The sequence below is a fragment of the Paracidovorax avenae ATCC 19860 genome, from assembly GCF_000176855.2.
Lineage (GTDB): Bacteria > Pseudomonadota > Gammaproteobacteria > Burkholderiales > Burkholderiaceae_C > Paracidovorax > Paracidovorax avenae.
The window spans coordinates 5309569-5330820 of the sequence record NC_015138.1 but is presented as its reverse complement, the minus strand read 5'-3'; the positions used below and the strand labels follow the sequence as shown (position 1 = coordinate 5330820).

Sequence of the window (21252 nt, the reverse complement as noted above, 5' to 3'; positions counted from 1 at the left end):
GTGGATGGTGCCCCGGGGGTGGATGCAGCGAAACGGGCTCAGGCCTGCAGGCGTTGCCCGGAAGCGGTGTCGAAGAGGTGCAGGTCCGAGGGCTGCACGGCCAGATCGGCGCTCTGGCGTGTGAGGTCGCTGCGGTTCCCCGGCACCACGGCGGTCAGCCGCGTCTGGGAATGCCCTTCCAGATGGCCCACCAGCACGCTCTCCGAGCCGAGGTACTCGACCACCTTGACCTGCATGCGCAGCGACGGCTCGTCGCCCTGCGCAAGCCGCAGGGCCTGGGGCCGTACGCCCAGGGTGCAGTCCCTGCCCGCCGATCCCATGCCCGCCGGAACTGCGAGCGCAAAGCCCGGGCCCTGGATGAATCCATCGTCCGTCAGGCGGCCCGGCAGCAGGTTCATGGTCGGCGAGCCGATGAAGCTCGCAACGAACAGGTTCGCCGGGTGGTTGAACACTTCCGCAGGCGTGCCGATCTGCTGGATCACGCCCTTGTCGAAGATCACGATGCGCGAGGCCAGCGTCATCGCCTCCACCTGGTCATGGGTCACGTAGACGGTCGTCTTGCCCAGTCGCTCGTGCAGCACGGCCAGCTCGGCCCGCATGTGGCCGCGCAGCTTGGCATCCAGGTTGGACAGCGGTTCGTCGAACAGGAATACGTCGGGCTCGCGCACGATGCAGCGGCCGATGGCCACGCGCTGGCGCTGCCCGCCAGACAACTCCTTGGGCTTGCGCTGGAGGAGATGGTCGATATTGAGGATGCGGGCGGCGTTGCCTACGCGCCGCGCGATCTCCTCGGGCGGCGTGCCGGCCAGGCGCAGGGCGAAGCTCATGTTCTCGGCCACGTCCATGTGCGGATACAGCGCATAGCTCTGGAACACCATGGCGATGTTGCGGGCCTTGGGCGGCGCCTCGGTCACGTCCCGGCCGTCGATGAGGATCTGCCCCGCGGAGACCGATTCGAGGCCGGCGATCATGCGCAGCGTGGTGGACTTGCCGCAGCCCGACTCGCCCAGCAGCACCACGAATTCGCCGCGCTCAATGCGCAGCGAAAGCTCCTGTACCACGGTCGTGTCGCCGAAGCGCTTGATCACGCCGCGCAGTTCCAGACCGGCGTCCTGCGCTTGCGATGTATCGGGGTTTTTTTGTTGTCTCATGGTGTTGTCGGTATGTTGGGAATGTGAAAATGGCAGATGTACGCCAGGCCCCAAGTCAGGAGGGCGGGCGTCCGAAGCGCCGAGCGAAGCTGTCGCGGTCGTAGCGGCGGATGCCGGGCCCGATGGGAGGCAGGTGCTGACCCGGGTGCGCCGGGTCGTCGCCCCAGATCGCCTGGTAGGTGTCGATGCAGCGGCCCTGCCGCTGGAGCGCCACGAAGACCATGCACCAGGCGCACCACCAGCCCCCGATCACGAGCCACATCCAGCGCGGCGCATCGGCCAAGCGCAGCCCCAGCACCACCACGGCGGCGGCCAGCAGTAGGGCCGCGTATCCCACGACCTTGTGCAGCCGCTCGAAAACCCTGCGGTGGCGCGTCATGTCGTAGTGGTCCCCGCGGAGCCCTTCGCGTGCCGTCGGGCCCCCCTTGCTGCCGCGTGCGAGGCCGCCGAGGGTCTGCAGCAGGCCCAGCACCACCACTGCCATGCCCAGAACGTGATGCCACTGCGCCAGCGCGCCGGCTCCGGTGCCCCGGCCCCAGGCCAGCCAAAGCCCCGCCAGCATCGCCGCCATGCCTGCCGACTGCAGCAGCCGGTGAGCGTGCCACCAAGCCTTGTGGTCGAGTTCGTCCGGCCAGCGCTGGCCGGGCACCACCTTGAAAAAGCGGGCTGCCAGCACGCCCAGCGGCAGCAGGAACGCCCAGGCGAGCACCATCAGTCGGCCGTGCCAGGCAGCCCAGGCAGGCAGGTGGTGCTCTGCCGCGCCGCTGGCGGGCAGCAGGAGCCAGGTCCACCAGGAGGAGAGCATTGCCGTATCCATGGGAAAGTCCGCCTCAGTAAGGCAGCGCTGCCAGCGCCAGCGGTATGCAAGCGGTTGCAATAAGGATTGAAGAATAGTCCACAGGCGTATGATAGATCTCGACGCAAGCGATTTGCAAGCGCTTGCAATTCGGTATTTCAACCTATAGCCAAACGGAGATCCGACATGCAAGGCGATAAACCCCGCAAGGGGGCGCAGGCCCGCGTGCCGACGCTCGACGAGGTCGCGCGTCTGGCGGGGGTGTCCACCTCCGCCGTGTCGCGCGCCTACACTCCCGGGGCCAGCGTGTCCGAAAAAACGCGCGAGAAAGTGATGGCTGCCGCCAGCGCCCTGGGCTACCGGCCCAATCTGCTCGCGCGTTCGCTCAGCACGGGCCGCACGCGCACGGTGGGCATCGCCGTCACCCGGCTGGAAAACAGCTTCCACGCGGAACTGCTGTCCCATCTGTCGCGCGGATTGCGCGAGGCCGGCTTCGGGGTGCGGCTTTTCGTATCGGCCGGCGACGAGGATGCGGGCCCGGGCATCGGCGAGGTGCTGCGCTACCGGGTCGATGCGCTCGTGCTGTGCGCGATCGGCCTGTCTTCGCGCATGGAGAACGAATGTGCGGCGGCCGGGGTGCCGGTGGTGCTGGTCAACCGCACTACCGTGGCTCCGATGACGGCCTGCGTCACCGGCGCGAATCGCCAGGGCGGCGAAACCGTCGCGGCGTTTCTGCTGGCCGCGGGGCACCGCCGCTTCGGATTCATCGCGGGCACCGAGGGTGCCTCGACCAGCGGAGAGCGCTTCGAGGGCTACCGCCATGTGCTTGCCGAGGCGGGCGTGCGCCCGCCGGTGGTGGTCGGCGCCGCCTTCGATGCCGATCGCGCCGCCGACGCGGCGCGCCGGATGCTGTCGGCGCCGAACGCGCCCGATGCGGTCTTCTGCGCCAACGACCACATGGCGATCGCCGTGCAGATGGTCGCCATGCGTGAACTCGGTCGCGTGCCCGGTCAGGATCTGTCGGTGGTGGGTTTCGACGACACGCTGGCGGCGCGCATGGTCGGCCTCACCACCTTTTCCCAGTCCGCCGCCGGACTCGCCGCTGTAGCCATCGCCATGGTGTCCGATCCGATCGAAGACGGCCTCTCCGGCGTCCGGCGGGTGGTGGAAGGCGAACTGGTGGTGCGCGGGTCGGCGCGCCTGCCGGCCGAGGGCCTGCGAACCGCCGCCGGCAGGACGATCTGGACGCCGACACAGCGGCCGTAGCGCCCGGCCCCTGGCGGGGGGAACAGGTATCCGCGGAACGCTGCCGGTCTGCTGGGCCCTGCCGCTCGAAGATGTCTCGCAGGCGTGACGGACGGTCTCAGGGCTTGCCGCGAGCCTGCTCGATCGCCGCGAAGAACGCGCGCGCGGTGTCCTCGCCGGCGCATGCGGTGTGGCTGTAGGGGCTCTTCTGTGCATCCACGGTATGCGACTCCAGCTTGGTGACCGGCATGGGCACCGCATGGGCGCCCAGGCCGCTGAACATGTCGATGCAGGGGCTGTTCTGGCTGTCGGGCAGGCTGGTGCCGAAGCGAGCCGGGGACGGGGGTACACGTCAATCGAGCCCGTACAGCCGGGCTGCGTTGTCGCAGAACAGCGCCAGCCGCTGCCGCGCCGGACGCGCGGCCGTCAGCTGCTTGAAACCTTGAAAGATCTGGGCGAGCGGCGCTACCAGCGCGTCCACCGGGTGGTTGCTTGCGAACAGGCAGCGCTCCCAGCCGAAGATGCTGATCGCGTCGTGCACCACGGGCGCCTGCAACTCGGGCGTCCAGCGCCGACCTGGGACGCCCAGGCCGGAGATCTTGAGAAAGACCTGCGGTTCGCGCGCAAGCGTCTCCAGTGCACGACGCCATGCGGCCAGGGATTCGGGGCCGCGCTCGACGGGAAGCCCGGCGTGGTTGACGATGATGCGCGTGCGCGGAAAGTCGCGGGCCAGCTCGGCCGCCTCGCCGAAGTGCCACCAGGGTGCCTGCAGCTCGAACATCAGGCCGGCGTGCTCCAGCCGCGCATAGCCGCTGCGCCAGCGCGGGCAGCGCATGGAACCAGGTGCCGCGTAGCCGGCACGGTGCTCGGCGCGGGGCACACTGCGCGGCTTGTGGCGCACGCTGCGTACCAGGGGGAGGCGGGCATAGGCCTCCAGCTGCGCGTCCAGTTCCGGGCCGTCCAGCCAGGCCTGGGCCGCCAGGGCGTGGGGTTTTCCGGTCCTGCGGGCCAGCTGGTCCACCCACAGCGCTTCGCCGATAGGGTCGCGCGGGTCCCATCCGCCTTCCATGAGCACATGGCGCAGCACGCGGTGCCCGCCCTGCTCCGCCTGGTAGTGCTCGGGCAGGAAGTCGCGCCGGATGGCGCGGTAGTCGCCGTAGCGGAAGGCGATGGGCGGCTCCCGCTGCAGCCAGAGATGCGGGTTGCGTCCCAGGTCCCAGAAGTGGTGGTGGGCATCGACGATGGGCAGCAGCCGGTCGTCCTGCGCGGCGAGGAACTCCTCGCGCGCGGCCTGCAAGTCGGCGTTCATGCGTCGATGCGGTAGAAGCGCAGCGCATTGCCGCACATCACGGCATGCTGCCGTTCGGGGCCCAGGTGGGCTGTCATGCGGTACATGGCGGACACCAGCTCCCGGTAGCCGATGCGCAGGCCCGCCACGGGGAAGTTGCTGGCGAACATGCAGCGCTGCCAGCCGAAGATGTCCAGCGTCTCGCGCACGATGCGGGCGTTGTCGGCTTCGATCCAGGGGCCGTGCCGCAGGCCGAATTCCGAGAGCTTGACGTGGACGTTGGGCTCGCGCGCCAGCCGCTCCATGCCCTGGCGCCAGCACTGCAGGCCCGCCTCGCTGCGGTCCCAGGCGAAGCCGTGGTGGTTGAGCACGATGGCCAGCTGCGGGAACATCGCGGCCACTTCGGCCGCCTCGGCCAGGTGCCAGCTGGGCACGCGCAGGTCCCAGCTCAGGCCCAGCCCGGGCAGCAGGGCGAGACCGCGCAGCCAGGTCTCGTCCTGCAGGGTGCCAGGCCACCCCCGAACGCTGGCGTCGGGCGTGGGCGCCGTGACGGGCTTGCTGCGGATGCCGCGCACCAGGGGGTAGCGCAGGTGCTCGCGCAGGCGCTCCTCGGTGTCGGGCCGGTCCAGCCAGGCATGGGCCACCACGGCATTGGGAAAGCCGTGCTCGGCATGCAGGGCGTGCAGCCAGGCGGTTTCGGCCACCTGCTCGCCGCGGTCGCGTTCGGCCTCGACGTGCACCGTCGCCACCACGTTGCAGCCCGCGCTGGCGGCGCGGTAGTGCGCGGGGAGGAAGTTGTGGCAGAGCGCGCGGTAGTCGCCCAGGAAGAAGCGACCGGCGTCGTAGTCCTGCTGCAGCCAGGGGTAGCGGCCATGGGCGAAGCTCCACAGGTGGTGGTGGGCATCGACCACGGGGCCCTCCGCGGCCGCAGGGTCTCCGGTGGCGTCGATCATGTCAGCGCGCCTGCAGCACGGCGTCGATCAACTGCCGGCCGTACTTGTCGGCGAACATCTGCTGCGTGGGCTCGGCCACCAGCTTGCGGAACGGCTCGGGATCGACGTTCTCCTCCACCTGCATGCCCTGCGAGCGCAGGAAGGCGATGTCGCCGGCCTCGCTCTTCCGGATCAGGTCGCGCTGGAACGTGGCCGCCGCGCGGGCCGCGTCGATCAGCGCCTGCTGCTGCTCGGGCTTGAGCGCCGCGAACTTCGCCTTGTTCATCACCACCGGCATGGCGGTGTAGGCGTGCCGCGTGAGCGACATGTGCTTCTGCACCTCGTAGAGCTTGTTGTTGCGCACGATGTTGACGGGGTTCTCCTGTCCGTCCACGGCCTTGTTCTCCAGCGCGGTGAACACCTCGGCCAGCGGCATGGGCGTGGGCGTGGCGCCCAGGATCTGGAAGGCCTTGATGTGCGCCGGGTTCGGCGTGGTGCGGATCTTCAGGCCTTTCACATCGTCGGGCACGCGCACCGCGCGGCGTGAATTCGTCAGGCTGCGGAAGCCCACCTCCCAGTACGCCAGGCCCTTCATGCCGTGGCCTTCCAGCTCGTCGAGCAGGCCGCGGCCGATGGGGCCGTCCAGCACCTTGTAGGCGTGCTCGGTGCTGGTGAAGAGGTAGGGCAGGTCCAGCACGTTCATGCGGCCGACCATGCCGGTGTAGTAGGGCGTGCCCGAGGTCGCCATATCGATCGTGCCGCCGCGCACCGCGCCGATCACGGTGTTGTCGTTGCCCAGCGCGCTGGAGCCGTAGACCTGCACCTCGATCTGGCCGTTGGTGCGGGCCTTGACCTGCCGGGCGAACTCCAGCGCCGCCAGGTGCTGGGTCTCGGTCTCGGCGCCCGAATGCGCCATGCGCAGCTTCGTGGTCTGCGCCTGCGCAGGGGCCGCGGCGGTCAGCAGGGCCGCGGCGGCGCAGCCCGCCAGCGTGCGGAGGAAATGGTGTCGTTGCATGCGTGTCTCCTGGTCTTGTGGTGTGTCGGGCGTATGCGGCGGGTCAGGCGATCCAGAGGTAGGACGAATCGGGCTCGCGCAGCGTGGCGATCTCCTGCTCGAAGGCGAAGGTGTCCAGGTTCAGGCGGCGCACCTTCTCGTCCTGGAACGAGATGTAGGCGGCGCGCTCCTTCGGGTGGAACGACAGCGCCAGCGGGTTGGCCGGCAGTTCGACGCAGCGCTGCTCCTTCAGGTCGGTGCCGAACACCGACAGGCTCCGCTCGCCCGAATTGGTGGTGAGCAGCCGGTCCTGACCGTCGCTGCCCACGTAACGGTAGACGCGGTTCGGATCGCGCCGGGTCTTGCCCGAGGCCACCACCGCCATGCGCGCCGTGTCGATGGCCACCAGCGTGTCGTCGCCCCGGTTGGCCACGTAGAGCAGCGATTCGTCGGCGGACAGCACGTTGCCCTCCGGCACCGGGCCGGGCACCACGGCCACGGGCGCGAAGGTCGGGTCGTTGGGCCGGATCTTGGTGACGGTGTTCGACAGCAGGTTCAGCGCATAGGCCGTCTCGGCGTCGCGCGTCAGCGCGAACAGGTGCGTCTTGTAGCCGCCCGAAGGCACGGCCAGGTCCGGCACCTGCCGCGCCAGCGGGTCGGAGAAGCGCAGCAGCACGTTGTGCGCCTCGGACATGGCGAAGAGCCGGCCCTGGCCGTCCACCGCCAGCCCGTGGGGGCGGTGGTAGGGCCAGAGGTTCAGCGTCTTCACGTGCTCGCGGCGCTGCAGGTCGATCACGAACACCGAGTGCCCGCCCTCGTCGCCGAGGTGGCTGGCGGTCTCGATGCCGTAGTGCCCGACGTAGGCGAGCTGCCGCACCGGATCGACGACGAACTCGTGCGGAAAGTTGGGCACCACGATGTGCTTCTCCGCCCGGCCGCTGGCCGCGTCGTAGAAGCTGAACGTGTGGGCGCATTTCTGCACCAGCAGGAGGGTTTCGCGGGTCATGGGGAATTGCCTTTCAGGTCAGCGGAACCAGCTCGCCGGCACCGTGATGAGCTGCGGGAACAGCACGAAGAGGAACATCAGGATGGTCTGCGCCAGCAGGAAGGGCCAGACGCCCTTGATGACGTCGTCCAGCTTGGTCTTGGCCACGCCGGCCACCACGTTCAGCACCGTGCCGACGGGCGGCGTGAGCAGGCCGATGGCGTTGTTCATGATGAACATCACGCCGAAGTAGATCGGGTCGATGCCCGCCTGCTTGATCACCGGCATCAGGATGGGCGTGAGGATCAGCACCGTGGGCATCAGGTCCAGCGCCGTGCCCACCACGATCACCAGGATCATGATGACGAACATCAGCAGGATCTTGTTGTCCATGAAGGGCTGCAGCAGCGCCGTGGCCTGCGAGGGGATGTCCGCGATGGTGATGAGCCAGGCCGACACCAGGGCGGCGGCCACGAGGAACATCACCGTGCTGGAGGTCTTGGCCGCCACCAGCATCAGGTGCGGGATCTGCCGGGGCTTGAGCTCCCGGTAGACGAAGAGGCCCGCCAGCAGCGCGTAGACCACGGCCACCACGGCGGCTTCCGTCGGCGTGAAGATGCCGAACTTCATGCCGCCGATGATCACGCCCGGCAGGATCAGCGCCCAGATGCCGTCGTAGAGCGCCCGCGCCAGCACACGCGCGTCGAAGGGCCGGCCCGGCGCCACGTTCTCCTTCTTCGCGCACAGCCACCAGGTGAAGGCCAGCGCCAGCGCCATCATGATCCCGGGAAAGATGCCCGCGAGGAACAGCTTGGTGATGGACAGCTGCGCCGCCACGCCGAACACCACGATGGGGATCGAAGGCGGCACCACGGGCGCGATGATGCCCCCAGCGGCGATGAGGCCCGAGGCGCGCGGCACGTTGTAGCCGGCGTTGCGCATCATCGGGATCAGCAGCGCCGCCACGGCGGCCGTGTCGGCCACGGCCGAGCCCGAGATGCTGGCCACGATCAGGCAGGCCAGGATGGCCACGTAGCCCAGGCCGCCGCGCACGTGGCCCACCAGGGCCTCGGCCACCGAGACGATGCGGCGCGACAGGCCGCCGGCGTTCATCAGTTCGCCGGCCAGCATGAAGAACGGCACGGCCATCAGCGGATAGTTGTTCACGCCCTCGAGCAGGTTCTGCGCGAGGATCTGCGTGTCGAAGTTGCCCAGGTGGACCATCAGCGCCACGCCGCAGGCCAGCAGCGAGAACGCGATGGGCATGCCCAGGGCCATGCTGCCCAGCAGCGCGATGAGGAAGACGGCGATCGTCATGGGGTTCTCCTTGTGCGTGCGTCCGTCATTCGCCGGCGCTCACGGAGCGGGGCACCAGTTCCTCGCGCGGCATGCGGCCCGTGACCTGGCGCCACAGCGAATGCGCCAGCAGCAGGGCCATGCCCACGCTGCTGATGAGCAGCGAGAGGAACACCAGCCCCAGCGGTACCCCGGTGACGGGCGAGGCGTTGTCCATGCCGATCACCACCTGCGCCCAGGTGCCGTGCGCCAGCAGCACGCAGCAGGCCAGCGTCAGCGTGTCCGACAGGAAGCGGCAGATGCGCTGGCCCTGCTCGCCCAGCCGGTCGATCAGGCTGGACATGCCCAGGTGGGCGTTGTCCTTCATCACCACCAGCGCACCGATCAGCGTGAGCCACATGAAGACGAAGCGCGACACCTCCTCGGAGAAGACGATGCCGGAGTTGAAGAAGTAGCGCAGCACGACGTTGCCGAACACCAGCACCACCATGACGGCGAGCAGCACGATCAGCAGCCCTTCGGCCGCGCGCGTGACGAGTTTTTTCATGTCGCAATCCCTCGCGCGGTCACTTGACCGCGTCCACGGCATTGAGTAGCTCGGGACCGTTCTTGGCCACGAAGGACTGGCGTACCGCATCGCCCACGATGGCGCGGAAGGGCGCCGGGTCGAAGGTCTCGATCACGTTCATGCCGTGCTTGCGCAGCTCGGCCAGGATGCCGGGCTCGTTCTTCTGATTGAGCTGGCGCTGGAACAGCTTGGCGTCGTTGGCCGACGTCAGCAGCGCCTGCTGCAGCGCCGGTGCCAGGGCGTCGAACTTCTTCTTGTTCATGACCACCGGCATCGCCGTGAAGGCGTGGCGGCTCAGCGTGAGCTGCTTTTGCACCTCGTAGAACTTGGCCGCGTAGGTGATGTCCACCGGGTGCTCCTGCGAATCCACCGCGCCCGATTCCAGCGCCTGGTACAGCTCGCCCAGCGGCATGGGAATGGGGTTGGCGCCCAGCAGCTTCCAGGCCTGGATGTGGGTGGGGTTGGGCGTGACGCGGATCTTCAGGCCCTTGACGTCCTCGGGCTTGGTCACCGGGCGGTTCTTGGTCGTGATGGAGCGGAAGCCCACCTCCCAGAACGCCAGCTGCTGCAGGTTGTGCGGTTCCAGCTCCTTTGCCAGGCGCTGGCCGATCTCGCCGTCCACCGTGGCGTAGGCGTGCGCCGGGTTGCGGAACAGGAAGGGGATGTCCAGCACGTCGAACTTGGACGACATGCCCGAGAAGTTGCCGCTGCCGGCCATCATCACGTCGATGGTGCCGCCGCGCACCGCGCCGATCACCGTGGAGTCGTTGCCGAGCTGGCTGCCGGGGAACACCTGCACCTCCAGCTTGCCGCTGCTGCGTTCCTTGACGAGGCGCGCGAATTCCAGCGCCGCCAGATGCTGCGAAGCGGTTTCCGGCCCGGCATGGGCGAAGCGGATCTTGGTGGGTGGCGTCTGCGCCAGAGTGGGAGCCGCCATCGTGGCGCCCAGCGCCAGGGTGGTGAGCACCGTCTTGAGAAAAGCGAGTCGTTTCATGGATGTCTCCTTTGTTGTCGTGGTTGTCATCGCCAGAAAAACGCGGTTTGCCCGGGAAGGAGTGGATGCGTGGGTGGAACTCCTCCGGGCGTGGCGTGGGTGGGGCCGAGGGTGGGCTCAGCGCGCCCAGCGCAGCACCAGCGGATCGAGCCGGCGCGCGATGTCGATCAGCTCGCGACGGGTCTCCGGATGCATGGGTGGCCACGGGGCACGGGGCGCGTCGCAGGCGATCACGCCGCCTTCCTTCATCAGCGCCTTGGCCGCGAGGAAGCCCGCCTGCCGGTTCTCGTGGTTGATGAGCGGCAGCCAGCGCTGGTACTGGGCGAAGGCCGCGTCCCGGTCGCCCGCGCGGTGCGCTTCGATGATGGGGCGGATGCCGTCGGCGAAGCCGCCGCCCGTCATCGCGCCGGTGGCGCCGGCCTCCAGGTCGGCCAGCAGGGTGATGGCCTCCTCGCCGTCCCAGGGGCCTTCGATGGCCTCGCCGCCCAGGGCGATGAGTTCGCGCAGCTTGTTCGCGGCGCCGGCCGTTTCCATCTTGAAGTAGCTGACCTGCTCGATCTCGCGGGCCATCTTCGCCAGCAGGGCCGGCGGCAGCGGCGTGCCGGCGGCCGGCGCGTCCTGGACCATGATGGGGATGTCGATCGCATCGGACACCCCCCGGTAGAACGACTGCACGGCCGTCTCGCCGAAGCGGAACGTGGCGCCGTGGTAGGGCGGCATCACCATCACCATGGCCGCGCCCATGTCCTGCGCGCGGCGGCTGCGCTCGGCGCACACCTTCGTGCTGGTGTGGGTCGTGGTCACGATCACCGGCACGCGGCCGGCGACGTGCTCCAGCGCCGTGCGCGTGAGCAGTTCGCGCTCGTCGTCGGCGATCAGGAACTGCTCGGAGAAGTTGGCCAGGATGCACAGGCCATCGACGCCGGAGTCGATCATGAAGTCCAGGCAGCGCTTCTGGCTGGCCAGGTCCAGCGTGCCGTCTTCGTGGAAGGTGGTGGGCACGACCGGGAAGATGCCCCGGAAGCGCGGTTGGGAAAGACCGGGCATGGCGTGCCTCACTCGGTGATCTGGAACTGGTCCAGGTACTCGGTCTTGAGCGCGAGGCCCAGGCCGGGCACGTCGTCCTGCAGCTGCAGGAAGCCGTTCTCCGCGATCGGCTCGCCGTCGAAGATGTACCAGAACAGCTCGTTGCCCACTTCCACGTCGAAGATGGGGAAGTATTCGGCCATGGGCGAGGCCAGGGTGCTCATGGTCAGGTGGTAGTTGTGCATCTGGCCGGCGTGCGGGATGACCGGCACGCTGTAGGCCTCGCACAGCGCGTTGATCTTGTGCGCCGCGGTGATGCCGCCCACGCGGTTGGTGTCGTACTGCACGACCGAGACGGCCTTCTTGTCCAGCAGCTGCTTGAAGCCGTACAGGCTGAATTCATGCTCGCCGCCCGAGATCGGGATGCTGGTGAGCTGGTTCAGCTCGGCATAGCCGTCGATGTCGTCGGCGATCACCGGCTCCTCCAGCCAGCGCGGCTCGAACTTCTCCAGCTTCGGCAGGATGCGCTTGGCGTATTCCAGGTTCCAGCCCATGTAGCACTCGAGCATCAGGTCGGTGTCGTAGCCGATCACTTCGCGCACCGCCTCGACCGACTTGAGGTTCTCCTTCACGCCTTCCTGCAGGTGCGCCGGGCCGTAGCCGAAGCGCATCTTGAAGGCCTTGAAGCCCTGGTCCAGGAACTTCTGCGCCTCGTCCTGCATTTCCTTCAGGTCGGTGCGGTAGAGCTTGCTGTAGTAGCAGGGGATCTTTTCCTTGGTGCGGCCGCCCAGCAGCTTGAACACGGGCTTGCCCACGCTCTTGCCCAGGATGTCCCAGATCGCCAGATCGACGGCCGAGATCGCCGCCATGGTCACGCCCTTGCGGCCCCAGGCGTGGGTGGCGCGGTACATGCGTTGCCACAGGTATTCGTAGTCCCACGGGTCCTGGCCGACCACCAGGGGCGCGAGGTATTCGTCGATGATGGCCTTGGCGATGCGCGGCGCCAGCGCCACGTTGCCCAGGCCGACGATGCCGTCGTCGGTCTCGATCTCCACCACCGTCCACGAGTGGAAGCGGAAGGTGGCCATGGTCTCCTTCTTCGAATAGAGCAGGTCCATGGCGTTGGAGCAGAAATTGCCCTGCGGCGGAACGGTCTTGCCCTTCCATTCATAGACGCGGGCGCGCACGGATTTGATCTTCATGGTGTGGTCTCCTGGGTGATGCAGATGGGGATGCGGTGTGGGCGTGGGTAAGGCAGGGACGGCCTCTCCCCGCGCCGCGCATGCGCGGACGCCGTCGTCGGTCGGGGAGGGGCTGCCTGCTGGCAGCCGTTGTCAGGCGGGGGCGGTGGCGCGGCCCTGTCGCTGCGCGGTGCCCATGCGGCAAGCGATCAGGAAGGCCTGCCAGGTCGCTTCCACGCTGGCCTTGCCCTGGCCAGCGATGTCGTAGGCCGTGCCGTGCGCCGGCGTGGTGATCGGGATGGGCAGGCCGCCCTGCACGGTCACGCCGCGCGAGAAGCCCAGCAGCTTGATGGCGATCTGGCCCTGGTCGTGGTACATGGTCACGATCGCCTGGTACTCGCCCGCCTGGGCCTTCAGGAAGATGGTGTCGGCCGGGAAAGGGCCGTGGAAAGGCGCGGGCGTCGGCCATTCGCGGGCCTGCAGCGCCTGCACCGCCGGGGCGATGATGTCCACCTCTTCGCGGCCGCAGGTGCCGCCGTCGCCGCCGTGCGGGTTGAGCGCGGCGATGGCCACCTTGGGCTCGGCCACGCCGCTGGCGCGCAGCGAGCGGTAGATCAGCTCGGCCGCCTGTTCGATGCGCTCCACGCTCAGGTACTGCGTCACGTCCTTGAGCGGCACGTGCGAGGAAATGCGCGAGGTCCACAGCCCGCCCAGCGTGTTGAACTCGCAGAAGTAGTTCTGCACGCCCAGGTACTGGGCGAAGTGGTGCAGCTCGTCCTCGTGGCGCATGCCGCCCAGCTTCATGGCCTGCTTGTTGAGCGGCGCGAAGCAGATCGCATCGATCTCGCCGGCCTGGGCCGCGTCCATGCAGAGGTCGAGCACCTTGAGCACCGAGCGGCCCCCCGCCGCCTCGGCGCGGCTGCGGTGCACGTCGGCCTGCGCCACCGTGTCCATGCGCAGGAAGGCGGGCCGCGAAGTGCCGGAGCGCCCGCGCATTTCGGCCAGCGATGCGACGGCCTCGGTGCCGACCTGCACGCCGGCGATGCGCTGGCCTTCCTCCCACAGCCAGGGGTCGCCCGCCAGCACGATGTTGGCGTGCGCGGTGGCCTCGGGCCGGGCCAGCAGGCGGGCGATGAGTTCGGGGCCGATGCCGGCGGGGTCGCCGAGCGTCAGGGCCACCACGGGCAGAGTGGAGTTCGTCGTTGTCATGTCAGTCGATGCGGATGTTGTTCTTGCGGATGAGCTGGCCGTAGCGCTGGTATTCGGCGTTGTGGAAGGCGGTGAAGTCGGCCTGGCTCATCGGCTTCAGTTCCGCGCCCACGGCGCCCAGGCGCGTCTGGGTCTCGGGCATGGCCAGAACCTGGTTGACCGCCTCGTTGACGCGCTGCTGCACGGCCTTGGGCGTCGCGGCAGGCATGTAGATGCCGTACCAAGCCGTGATGTCCACCTGCGGCAGGCCGGCCTCGGCCATGGTGGGCACCTGCGGCAGCTGCGGGTTGCGCTGCGCCGTGGTCACGGCCAGCGCGCGCATCTTGCCGTTCCTGATCTGGCCGATCACCGAGGGCATGGTGTCGAAGCTCATCTGCACCTGACCGCCCACCAGATCCACCAGGGCGGCGCTGCTGCCCTTGTAGGGCACGTGGGTGATGTCGATGCCTGCCGCATCCTTGAAGGTCTCGGCGGCGATGTGCTGCGTGCTGCCGGTGCCGCTGCTGGCGTAGTTGATGCGCCCGGGCTCCTTCTTCGCCAGCGCGACCAGTTCCTTGACCGACTGGGCGGGCAGGCCGTTGGTGACGACCAGCACGTTGGGCACGGCGCCCACGTAGGCCACCGGCACCAGGTCCTTGTTGCTGTCGTAGCCCAGCTTGAGCAGGTGCGGCGCGATGGCGTGGGCGGTGACGACGCCCATCACCAGCGTGTGGCCGTCGGTGGATTTGGCGGCACTGTCGGCCGCCAGGGTGTTCGAGGCGCCGGGGCGGTTCTCCACCACCACGGGCTGCTTGAGCAGCGGGCCCAGCCGGTCGGCCACGGCGCGGGCCATGGCATCGGTGCCGCCACCGGCGGACGAGCCCACCAGAATGCGGATGGGGCGCGAAGGCCATTCTTGGGCGTGGGCGGCCCATGGCGAGAGCAGGGCGGCCAGGGCCAGCCCGATCAGGGGGGTGCGTCGCAGCATGTCTTTTGTCTCCTTGGTGACCTTCTCGATGCCTTTTCTTGCAAGCGGCATTCATGGATGAGCATCCTAGGGACGGCGTTTGTTTCCGTAAAATGAAATGAAATGATGAATTGATTGCCTGGGGTTATCAAAAATGCCGCACCGCCGCGAGGAATCCCTGCCCATGCCCCTGCTCAATCGCGTGCGCATGCGGCAGGTGGCGCTGATGCTGGCCATAGAAGCGCGGGGCACGCTGCGCTCAGCGGCCGCCGATCTGGGAATGACCCAGCCGGCGGCCACCAAGATGCTGCATGAGCTGGAAGACGCCCTGGGCCATCCGCTGTTCGATCGGGTGGGCCGGGGGCTGCGGGTAAATGCGGCGGGCAGATGCGTGACGCAGTATTTCCGGGGCTTGCGCGGCGGCATCGAGGCCATGCGCCGCGAGCTGGACGCGCTGCACCTTGGCAGTGCCGGCAAGCTGTTCGTGGGGTGCATCATGGCGGCGGCGCCCGATGTCCTGAGCGATGCCCTGGTGCGGCTGAAGACGGCCTATCCGCTGCTCACGGTGGAAATCGCGGTCGACACCAGCAACCGCCTCATGGAGTTGCTGCGGGAGGGGCGGCTCGACGTAGTGATCGGGCGCATGCCGGGACGCAGCGGCGGCGACTGCCGCTTCCGTCCGTTGGCCGAGGAGGTGCTCTCGGTGGTGGTGGCCACCGGCCATCCGCTGGCACGCCAGAGGTCGCTGCGCTTTTCCGAGCTGCTGGCCTACCCCTGGATCCTGCAGCCCGCGGGCAGTCCCATGCGCGACGTGCTGGAGCAGGAGTTCGCGCTGCACCACCAGCCGCTGCCGGGAGGGCTGATCGAAACGGCCTCCATCCTCACCACCACCAACCTGATCGCGCACAGCGACATGGTGGCCGTCATCCCCGCTTCCATCGCGCTGCGCTACCAGCGCCACGGGCTGTTGCGGATACTGCCCTATACCGTGCGCAACCGGCTGGCGTCGTATGGCAGCGTGGTGCGCGTGGACAGGCCCGCCCCCGCCGCGCTGCAGCATTTCCTGGCGCTGCTGCACGCGGCGGCGGAGCCGGACGCATGCGGCGAAGGGGACGCTCCCGCGACGGGCGGCGCCGTCATCCCATGAACCCCAGATTCACCGGATACGCCGACCCCCCGAAATTCCCGATGCGCGGCAGCACGCCCGCCAGTTCCGTGTTCGCCACGCCGAACCAGCGCGCCAGGGTGGCGGCGTACTGGTCGACAGCGGTGCTGGGCAAGAGGCGCCCCTGGCCCACGTGCCACTGGTCTTCGCTGCCGCTGCCATTGCCCACGCTCACCGGGGGCGGCGCGCCGTAGAAGGCCGCGCCGCGCACCGCGCCACCGACCACGAAGTGGTGGCTGCCCCAGCCGTGGTCGGAGCCGTCGCCGTTGGAGGTGAGCGTGCGGCCGAAATCCGAGGCCGTGAAGGCGGTGACCTTGTCGGCCACGCCCAGTTCCGCCGTGGCGTTGTAGAAGGCGGTCATGGCGCTGCTCACCTTGTCCAGCAGCGCGGGCTGGGTGGCGATGAGGTTGTCGTGCAGATCGAAGCCACCCAGCGAGACGAAGAACACCTGGCGCCGGGTGCCGAGCGCGGCGCGCGCCGCGATCAGCCGCGCCACCACCTTGAGCTGGTCGGCCAGCGCATTGTTCGTGGGGAAGGCGGTGGAGAGGTTCGCGCTGGCCAGCGCGGCGGAGATCTGGCCTTCCGCGCCGATGGAGCGCTGCGTGACGCGTGCGTATTCGGCTTCCAGCACGTGGCTGCCGGCGGCCTGCACCAGTTCGCTGAAGACGCCGCGCACCGCGGCGGAGCCGTAGATGTTGCCCTTCACCCCGTTGATGGGCACGGCGCCGCTCGGGCTGATCTGGTATTGCAGCGCCTGGTCGCCCGCCAGGAACACGGCATTGCCGCTGGCCGAGATGCAGGTGAAGAGCGAGGTGGCGTTGGACGACAGCGCGAGGTCGCCCAGGTTGCCGCCCCAGCCCACGGTGGAGCCCTCGGCGCCCTGCGACTGCCAGACCGACTGCTGGTCGTTGTGCGAGAACAGCTTGGGCGGCAGCGGATAGTTGCGCCGGTCCCCGCTCGCGTACTGCGCGCGCGTGAGCGGCACCAGCAGCGGGCCGACGTTGAGCTGCACGGCCGCGCGGCCGGCGTTGAAGAGGCCGGCCATGCCGGTCATCGAGGGATGCAGCGCGTACTGCAGGCCGCCGGCCAGCGGCGCGGTGGGCTGCAGCAGCGTGGCACCCAGCGCCGCGCGCCCGAGCGCGATGCCGCCGGCCGTGCCGTCGCTGTTGCCGCCGCGGATGGCGGCGTACTGCGCGTAGCGCGCGCCGTCGTAGGGCACGACGGTGTTGGCGTAGTCGCAGCCGCCGAACAGGAAGACGCAGACCAGCGCCTTGTAGTCCTGCGCTTCGAAGGCGGCGGCCTCGCCCATCGCGGCGAGGTTCAGGGCCATGGGCAGTGCGGCGCCCGTGGCGGCGAGTTGGGCCGAGCGGCGCAGGAAGGCGCGGCGCGTGTGGCGTGCGGGATCGATGAACGGCATGGGATGGGCTCCGGAAGAAGGACGGCGCGGGCCGTTCATGTCATTTCTGCACGAGGTAGGCCGGGCAGGCCATGACCAGGAAGACGGCCGCGGCGACGCGGTTGAGCTTGGCCGCCGCGCTGCTCGAGGCCGTGACCGGGGTGGCTGCCAGCGCGTTGGCGATGCGCGCCTGCGTGACATCGGAAATCTGGCCTCCCGACAGCAGCAGCGCCACCTTGCGCACCAGGCCGGCTGGATCGGTCACCAGCGGGAGCAGGGTGGCATAGTCGCAGGTGATGTCGAAGCCATTGTTGCCGTTGCTCGCGTTGTTCTGCGGCAGGTCCGGCGCGTTCACGAACAGGCCGTTGCGGATCGCGTTCTGCATGTAGTTCAGGTAGCCGCCGACGCTGGATTCGGTGACGATCTGGAACTCCGGCGCGACCTGCCCGGCGGACGCGATGGCGGTGGAGGGCGGCACGTAGCCGGGCCGGAAGAAATTGAACACCGAGGGCGAGCGCAGCGGGCTTTGCCCCAGCCGCGTGGCGGGGTCGCTCAGGTCGCCGAGCTTCCAGCTGCCGCGGGCCGACCGCAGGCCGAAGGTGCGGCCCCATTGCACGAAGCGCACCATGGGCTCGCGCAGCCGGCCGAATGCGGGGCTGGAGAGGCCTGCGGCGCCGCGGGCTTCCATGTCCAGCAGGATGGCCGCGACCACGGCGCGCAGATCGCCGCGCACGCCGCTGCCGTTGTCCGCGAAGGCGGCGGCCACCCGCGCCACGTAGGCGGGGCTGGGGTTGCTCGTCACCAGCCGCTGGATGAGCTGGCGGCCGATGAACGGGGCCACGTTGGGGTGGTTGAAGAGCGTATCGAGCGCTGTCTTCAAGGCCGCGTCGCCCGCCGCGCCGGCCGCGACGGTGGTGCCCAGGAAGGTCGCGGCCAGCGTGGAGTGCCGGCTGGCGACGAGCACCATCGGCCGCACCGCCTGCTGCGGACCCGGCACGGTGCTGGTGCCTACGGTAGAGGACTGGTTCTGGCTGCGGTCGTAGTCGTAGCCGGTGAACACCCGCGCGAGGTTGCTCACGTCGGAGGGGCCGTAGGTCTCGATGCGGTTGCCGTTCGCGTCGCGCTGCTCGGTGCCGTCGGCGTTCAGCCGGTACAGGCCCAGGGTGAAGAGCTGCATCACCTCGCGGGCGTAGTTCTCGTCGGGCTGGCGGCCGGTGCGCGCGTCTTCCTTCTGGCTGCCCAGGGCGTTCAGGTACACGCCCATGGCGGGGTTGAGCGTCACGGCCTCCAGCAGCGCGCGGAAGTTGCCGAAGGCGTGCCGGTTGAGCACGTCCCAGTAGCCGGCCGCGAGGAATGCGGGCCAGGGCTGGTTCAGCCCGTTGGTGGACACCACCATGATCTCCGAGAGCGCCAGCGCCACGCGCTTGCGCACGGCATCGCGCTCGGTGAACAGCTGGCTCCACAGCATGTAGTCGGCGGGGTAGGAGGCGTTGTGGTAGCGCGTGTCCGCGTTTGCCACGCCATAGCCGCGCTGCGCCAGCCAGTCGGTGCCCGTCGTGCCGATGGGCTGCGCGAACTGGTCGGCCAGCCAGGCGGCGTAGCCCTTGGTACGCACGGCGGAGGTGTCCTCGTCGGTGGCGGAGAACTGGGCCTGGAGCAGGAAGCGTGCCGCTTCCGCATCGGTGGAGGGCGCTGCAGAGGCCATGCCGCCGGAGGCGGCGGCGGAGGCTTGCGCATAAGCCGCCGGTTCGCCGCTGCTGCCTCCGCCGCATGCGGCCAGCAGGCTGGCCGCGGTGACGGCGGCCAGGACAGGTGGGGCCGGGAATGCCTGTCCGGGGGAGGAACCGGGATGCGCCGGGTCAGCGGGCGGCACCTCGGCGGTGGCTGTGGGCGTGGGGTGCATGGGTCGGCTTCCGTTTCAGCGGAGGCGGCAAGGACCGCCGGATCCGGGAACCTGTGCCTAACGCGACGCACTGTTCCCGGTTGTCAGCATGCGCCCTGGTTTGCGGAAAAATCGTGACGAAATGTTATTCGTGCCGGGCGTTGTTGTGCGGCCGAGTCACCACGCCCGCCATGGCATGGCAGGTCAGGTGGCGGTCAGGCGGCCCGGCCCTGGCCGATGCGGAGCGCACCGGCTGCGCCCGGCTCGTCGGCCGCCGCGAGCCGGAAGACGGCCGCGGCGCGCACCAGTTCGTCGGCCTGCGTGCGCAGGCCATTGGCCGCAGCGGCCATTTCCTCGACCAGCGCCGCGTTCTGCTGGGTGGCCTGGTCCATCTGCGTGACAGCCTCGCCCACCTGCGCCACGCCCTGGCTCTGCTCCTGGCTGGCTTCGCTGATCTCGCCCATGATGCCCGTCACGCGCTGGATGGCCTGCACCACCTCGGCCATGGTGGCGCCCGCCTGGTCGGCGAGTTCGCCGCCCTGCTGCACGCGCTGCACGCTGTCGCCGATCAGCGCCTTGATTTCCTTGGCGGCCTCGGCGCTGCGCCCCGCCAGGGCCCGCACCTCGCCCGCGACCACGGCGAAACCCCGGCCCTGCTCGCCTGCGCGTGCGGCTTCCACGGCCGCGTTCAGCGCCAGGATGTTGGTCTGGAACGCAATGGAATCGATCACCCCGATGATGTCGGCGATCTTGCCGGACGCGGTGCGGATGCCCTGCATGGTCTGCACCACCTGCGTGACGACCTCCCCGCCCTGGGCGGCGACCAGGCTGGCATTCATGGCGAGCTGGTTGGCCTGGCGTGCGTTGTCCGCGTTCTGCCGCACGGTGGCCGTCATCTGCTCCATCGAGGCGGCGGTTTCCTCCAGGGCACTGGCCTGGCTCTCCGTGCGGGCCGAGAGGTCCATGTTGCCCTGGGCGATCTCCGCGCTGGCAGTGGCCACGCCCTCGGCGCCGCCGCGCACCTGGGCCACCATGGGCTTGAGGCGCGCGCGCATCTGCTGCTGTGCCGCGATGAGCCGGCCGACCTCGTTGGTGCCGTGCGGCACGTCGTCGCCGCTCAGGTCGCCGTCGGCCACCGCGCTGGCCAGCCGCACCGCCTGCGCGAGCGGCTGGGTGATCGAGCGCATGAACACCACGCCCAGGCCCAGGCCCAGTGCGAGCGCGAGCAGCAGTGCGGCCGAGGCGGCGCCCAGCTTCCGCTGGTCGGCGGACACGCGCTCCAGCAGCGCCGCATCCAGGCTGGCCATCGCGGTGGTGTTGAGCTGGTTCAGCGCTTCCAGCGTGCCGGTGAGCTGGTCGAAATAGTCCTTGGCGGGCATGGTGATCTCGCTGGCCGACAGCAGGCTGCGGTCCACCAGCTGGCGCGATGCCGCCACGCGCTGGCGCACGTCCTGCACCGGCCCGGCCAGGGCCTTGCGCAGGTCTTCGTCCGCCAGCGCGCGCTCGAAGTTGCGGAAGGTATCCGCCTCCAGTTCGCCCACGCGCTGCTGCAGCGCCTGCAGCGCGCCCTTGCCTTCCGGCGGCAGGGCCTGGCGTGCCAGGTAGCCGGAGCCCTGCCCGCGCAGCAGGCCGAGCTTTTCCCCGAGCATGGGCGAGTTCACCACCGCGGCCTGGATGAGGTCCTGCGTGGCCATGTCCGGATCGGTCTGGAATCCATAGTGGTGCAGCAGCTCCTCTCCGATCTGCATCAGCGTGCCCACGAGCTGCGTGTGCTGCGCAAGGCTTTGTGGCGGCTGCAGCGAACGCGCGGCGACGGCCTGCTCCAGGCTCTGCCACGTCTGCGTGGCGGCGCTCCAGGCCTGCACCTGGGCCTGCGGCACCCCGGCCTGGGCGAAGGCTTTCCCGGCCTCCGCGAAGGCCTGGTTGAGCGCATCGCGCGCGGCAGGCCGGCGCGCCGCCAGCACCTCGTCTCCGCCCAGCATGGCCGCCGACAGCCCGCGGTGGACCTGCAGCCGCTGGACGGCCTGGTTCACCGCGATCAGCGCCGGCGCACCCTGGCTTTCATACCGGGCGGCGCCGATCTGCTGGAGCGCGCCGCGCACGTACAGCACGGTGGGCAGCGCGCCCATGAGCAATGCGATCACCCCGAGGATGAGAAATTTGTGGAGCAGGCTCAGTCGGTGCAGCATGGACATGTG

19 protein-coding genes are annotated in these 21252 nt (G+C 69.2%); 2 read left to right on the top strand and 17 right to left on the bottom strand.

Going from position 1 to position 21252, the window contains the following annotated elements; translation table 11 throughout:
* Window positions 1–38: 38 nt before the first annotated feature.
* A complete protein-coding gene (locus ACAV_RS23125; protein ID WP_013596998.1) occupies window positions 39–1151 on the bottom strand; it encodes an ABC transporter ATP-binding protein in 1113 nt (370 codons plus the stop codon).
* A gap of 55 nt (window positions 1152–1206) precedes the next feature.
* Entirely contained in the window at window positions 1207–1968 is a 762-nt protein-coding gene (locus tag ACAV_RS23120; protein WP_013596997.1) for a cytochrome b561 domain-containing protein, read from the bottom strand.
* 165 nt (window positions 1969–2133) lie between these two features.
* Between ACAV_RS23120 and ACAV_RS23115 the strand changes: the two genes are divergently transcribed.
* On the top strand, window positions 2134–3213 hold the full coding sequence (locus ACAV_RS23115; protein ID WP_013596996.1) for a LacI family DNA-binding transcriptional regulator: 1080 nt from the start codon (window positions 2134–2136) through the stop codon (window positions 3211–3213).
* A 97-nt stretch (window positions 3214–3310) separates the two neighbouring features.
* Here ACAV_RS23115 and ACAV_RS24845 read toward each other — a convergent pair whose 3' ends face one another.
* From ACAV_RS24845 to ACAV_RS23060, 12 genes are all read right to left on the bottom strand, one after another.
* Window positions 3311–3475 carry a hypothetical protein gene (locus tag ACAV_RS24845; protein ID WP_157768810.1) on the bottom strand — a complete coding sequence of 55 codons (165 nt, stop codon included), beginning with the start codon at window positions 3473–3475 and terminating at the stop codon, window positions 3311–3313.
* A 69-nt stretch (window positions 3476–3544) separates the two neighbouring features.
* Complete coding sequence (locus tag ACAV_RS23110; RefSeq protein ID WP_041828856.1) at window positions 3545–4501, bottom strand: amidohydrolase family protein; 957 nt, start codon at window positions 4499–4501, stop codon at window positions 3545–3547.
* Window positions 4498–5433 carry an amidohydrolase family protein gene (locus ACAV_RS23105; protein ID WP_013596995.1) on the bottom strand — a complete coding sequence of 312 codons (936 nt, stop codon included), beginning with the start codon at window positions 5431–5433 and terminating at the stop codon, window positions 4498–4500. Before ACAV_RS23105 ends, ACAV_RS23110 begins: the two co-directional genes overlap by 4 nt.
* Before the next feature lies 1 nt (window position 5434).
* Window positions 5435–6427 carry a TRAP transporter substrate-binding protein gene (locus ACAV_RS23100; RefSeq protein WP_013596994.1) on the bottom strand — a complete coding sequence of 331 codons (993 nt, stop codon included), beginning with the start codon at window positions 6425–6427 and terminating at the stop codon, window positions 5435–5437.
* A gap of 43 nt (window positions 6428–6470) precedes the next feature.
* On the bottom strand, window positions 6471–7412 hold the full coding sequence (locus ACAV_RS23095) for a YncE family protein (RefSeq protein ID WP_013596993.1): 942 nt from the start codon (window positions 7410–7412) through the stop codon (window positions 6471–6473).
* A gap of 18 nt (window positions 7413–7430) precedes the next feature.
* A complete protein-coding gene (locus ACAV_RS23090) occupies window positions 7431–8708 on the bottom strand; it encodes a TRAP transporter large permease subunit (RefSeq protein ID WP_013596992.1) in 1278 nt (425 codons plus the stop codon).
* A gap of 25 nt (window positions 8709–8733) precedes the next feature.
* Window positions 8734–9234, bottom strand: coding sequence for a TRAP transporter small permease (locus ACAV_RS23085; protein ID WP_013596991.1), 501 nt, complete (start codon window positions 9232–9234; stop codon window positions 8734–8736).
* Window positions 9235–9253: 19 nt separating this feature from the next.
* Window positions 9254–10249, bottom strand: coding sequence for a TRAP transporter substrate-binding protein (locus tag ACAV_RS23080; RefSeq protein ID WP_013596990.1), 996 nt, complete (start codon window positions 10247–10249; stop codon window positions 9254–9256).
* A 117-nt stretch (window positions 10250–10366) separates the two neighbouring features.
* Complete coding sequence (locus ACAV_RS23075; protein ID WP_013596989.1) at window positions 10367–11296, bottom strand: dihydrodipicolinate synthase family protein; 930 nt, start codon at window positions 11294–11296, stop codon at window positions 10367–10369.
* 8 nt (window positions 11297–11304) lie between these two features.
* Complete coding sequence (locus ACAV_RS23070) at window positions 11305–12477, bottom strand: L-rhamnonate dehydratase (protein WP_013596988.1); 1173 nt, start codon at window positions 12475–12477, stop codon at window positions 11305–11307.
* Between the two features lie 132 nt (window positions 12478–12609).
* Window positions 12610–13665, bottom strand: a complete 1056-nt coding sequence (locus ACAV_RS23065; protein WP_013596987.1) for a 4-hydroxythreonine-4-phosphate dehydrogenase PdxA — start codon at window positions 13663–13665, stop codon at window positions 12610–12612.
* A 1-nt stretch (window position 13666) separates the two neighbouring features.
* Window positions 13667–14629, bottom strand: a complete 963-nt coding sequence (locus ACAV_RS23060) for a Bug family tripartite tricarboxylate transporter substrate binding protein (protein WP_041829447.1) — start codon at window positions 14627–14629, stop codon at window positions 13667–13669.
* Window positions 14630–14795: 166 nt separating this feature from the next.
* Here ACAV_RS23060 and ACAV_RS23055 point away from each other — a divergent pair, with 166 nt between their 5' ends.
* The gene (locus tag ACAV_RS23055) at window positions 14796–15758 is read left to right on the top strand and encodes a LysR family transcriptional regulator (RefSeq protein ID WP_013596985.1); all 963 of its coding nucleotides are present in this window, start codon (window positions 14796–14798) and stop codon (window positions 15756–15758) included.
* Here ACAV_RS23055 and ACAV_RS23050 read toward each other — a convergent pair.
* The 3 genes from ACAV_RS23050 to ACAV_RS23040 form a co-directional block, all read right to left on the bottom strand.
* On the bottom strand, window positions 15748–17193 hold the full coding sequence (locus tag ACAV_RS23050; RefSeq protein ID WP_013596984.1) for a DUF1501 domain-containing protein: 1446 nt from the start codon (window positions 17191–17193) through the stop codon (window positions 15748–15750). The two genes, ACAV_RS23055 and ACAV_RS23050, sit on opposite strands and share 11 nt — an antisense overlap.
* Before the next feature lie 40 nt (window positions 17194–17233).
* Complete coding sequence (locus tag ACAV_RS23045; protein ID WP_013596983.1) at window positions 17234–19075, bottom strand: DUF1800 domain-containing protein; 1842 nt, start codon at window positions 19073–19075, stop codon at window positions 17234–17236.
* Window positions 19076–19269: 194 nt separating this feature from the next.
* Window positions 19270–21249, bottom strand: a complete 1980-nt coding sequence (locus ACAV_RS23040; protein ID WP_041828855.1) for a methyl-accepting chemotaxis protein — start codon at window positions 21247–21249, stop codon at window positions 19270–19272.
* Window positions 21250–21252 lie beyond the last annotated feature (3 nt).

Bases quoted from the DNA above. Each gene is read 5' to 3' on its own strand.
- ACAV_RS23125 (WP_013596998.1), bottom strand. From the start codon at position 1,151: ATGAGACAACAAAAAAACCCCGATACATCGCAAGCGCAGGACGCCGGT.
- ACAV_RS23120 (WP_013596997.1), bottom strand. From the start codon at position 1,968: ATGGATACGGCAATGCTCTCCTCCTGGTGGACCTGGCTCCTGCTGCCC.
- ACAV_RS23115 (WP_013596996.1), top strand. From the start codon at position 2,134: ATGCAAGGCGATAAACCCCGCAAGGGGGCGCAGGCCCGCGTGCCGACG.
- ACAV_RS24845 (WP_157768810.1), bottom strand. From the start codon at position 3,475: ATGTTCAGCGGCCTGGGCGCCCATGCGGTGCCCATGCCGGTCACCAAG.
- ACAV_RS23110 (WP_041828856.1), bottom strand. From the start codon at position 4,501: ATGAACGCCGACTTGCAGGCCGCGCGCGAGGAGTTCCTCGCCGCGCAG.
- ACAV_RS23105 (WP_013596995.1), bottom strand. From the start codon at position 5,433: ATGATCGACGCCACCGGAGACCCTGCGGCCGCGGAGGGCCCCGTGGTC.
- ACAV_RS23100 (WP_013596994.1), bottom strand. From the start codon at position 6,427: ATGCAACGACACCATTTCCTCCGCACGCTGGCGGGCTGCGCCGCCGCG.
- ACAV_RS23095 (WP_013596993.1), bottom strand. From the start codon at position 7,412: ATGACCCGCGAAACCCTCCTGCTGGTGCAGAAATGCGCCCACACGTTC.
- ACAV_RS23090 (WP_013596992.1), bottom strand. From the start codon at position 8,708: ATGACGATCGCCGTCTTCCTCATCGCGCTGCTGGGCAGCATGGCCCTG.
- ACAV_RS23085 (WP_013596991.1), bottom strand. From the start codon at position 9,234: ATGAAAAAACTCGTCACGCGCGCGGCCGAAGGGCTGCTGATCGTGCTG.
- ACAV_RS23080 (WP_013596990.1), bottom strand. From the start codon at position 10,249: ATGAAACGACTCGCTTTTCTCAAGACGGTGCTCACCACCCTGGCGCTG.
- ACAV_RS23075 (WP_013596989.1), bottom strand. From the start codon at position 11,296: ATGCCCGGTCTTTCCCAACCGCGCTTCCGGGGCATCTTCCCGGTCGTG.
- ACAV_RS23070 (WP_013596988.1), bottom strand. From the start codon at position 12,477: ATGAAGATCAAATCCGTGCGCGCCCGCGTCTATGAATGGAAGGGCAAG.
- ACAV_RS23065 (WP_013596987.1), bottom strand. From the start codon at position 13,665: ATGACAACGACGAACTCCACTCTGCCCGTGGTGGCCCTGACGCTCGGC.
- ACAV_RS23055 (WP_013596985.1), top strand. From the start codon at position 14,796: ATGCCCCTGCTCAATCGCGTGCGCATGCGGCAGGTGGCGCTGATGCTG.
- ACAV_RS23050 (WP_013596984.1), bottom strand. From the start codon at position 17,193: ATGCCGTTCATCGATCCCGCACGCCACACGCGCCGCGCCTTCCTGCGC.
- ACAV_RS23045 (WP_013596983.1), bottom strand. From the start codon at position 19,075: ATGCACCCCACGCCCACAGCCACCGCCGAGGTGCCGCCCGCTGACCCG.
- ACAV_RS23040 (WP_041828855.1), bottom strand. From the start codon at position 21,249: ATGTCCATGCTGCACCGACTGAGCCTGCTCCACAAATTTCTCATCCTC.